Source organism: Thauera sp. AutoDN2 (assembly GCF_051280715.1).
Taxonomy (GTDB): Bacteria; Pseudomonadota; Gammaproteobacteria; order Burkholderiales; family Rhodocyclaceae; genus Thauera.
In genome coordinates this window covers 1-1,011 of record NZ_JBNCAR010000112.1, presented here as the reverse complement: position 1 = coordinate 1,011, position 1,011 = coordinate 1, and the positions used below count along the sequence as shown (strand labels likewise).

Genomic DNA, 1,011 nt, shown 5'->3' with positions numbered 1-1,011 from the left:
CTGCGACTCAAGCGCAAGCGGGCGGCCTGGGATGACGATATCCGTATGAAAATGCTGGGGATTCATCGGTTATGACTTTCGAATGCGATGGCCCTGCCTTCGCACCGCTGCACCCCGGCTTCAACCACAATCGCCACGTCATCTTGACGTCGTTTTTTTCCCAAACCATCAAGATCAGCGCATGAACCTCAAATCCTTGCTCCGTATCATTTCCCACCCCCTTCAGGGGTTCGGTTCACGCGGCCTGAGTGGCTTTTTCATCCTTCTCTTTGCATGGCTTTTCGCCATGCCTGCCTCTGCGGCCATTACGCCCGGGACGATCAGTTTCGGGACGGGGCACGCCGACGGCTTTGTTGATGTGTCCAGCGACTACAACGGTCTGCGCTTTACTATGGAATGGGTTTATTACACTGACAGCGACCTGACTACCGGTTTTGGTGGAGTCCGGGTGCCAGGGTCTACTGGGGATGCCATTACGTCGACCGCTAACTCCGGGAACGCAACTATCAAATCGGCCAACGGCACGGATCGGTTCAGTCTGAACAGCGTGAAGATCTTCGCCTATGGCGTGGGGATGACTCAATTCACCTTTGCCGGCTATCGGAACGGGGCGCCAACAGGGTCGAGCGACACGGTGAATGTCACGAGCGCCCATAGCAGTTTCGTGAACTTCACCCTGAGCAACATGACCGATGTGGATGAGGTGCGGGTCAGCAACAACTCCCCAGCTGAAGCCAACAACTTTGCTTTCGACGATATGGCCGTCGTGCCCTATGCCGCCTCCCTGAGCCTTTCACCCACGACCCTGAGCGCTGCCACGGTTGCTGCAGCCTATAACCAGACCATTACCGCCAGCGGCGGTACATCGCCCTACACTTACGCGGTGACCGCAGGCACCTTGCCGGCGGGGATGCGGAACAAGTCAAGATAGTTGTCGCCTGATTCATGCAACCAACCGCCCTATGTCTTCAGCATGCACGTGATCGCGCACGACAGCATCGCGCTCTGGAT

1 protein-coding gene is annotated in these 1,011 nt (G+C 57.1%); it reads left to right on the top strand.

The window, feature by feature from the left end; genetic code table 11:
• The first annotated feature begins 181 nt into the window (after positions 1-181).
• Positions 182-931, top strand: coding sequence for a hypothetical protein (locus ACPT9U_RS17770; RefSeq protein WP_435751933.1), 750 nt, complete (start codon positions 182-184; stop codon positions 929-931).
• Positions 932-1,011: the final 80 nt, after the last annotated feature.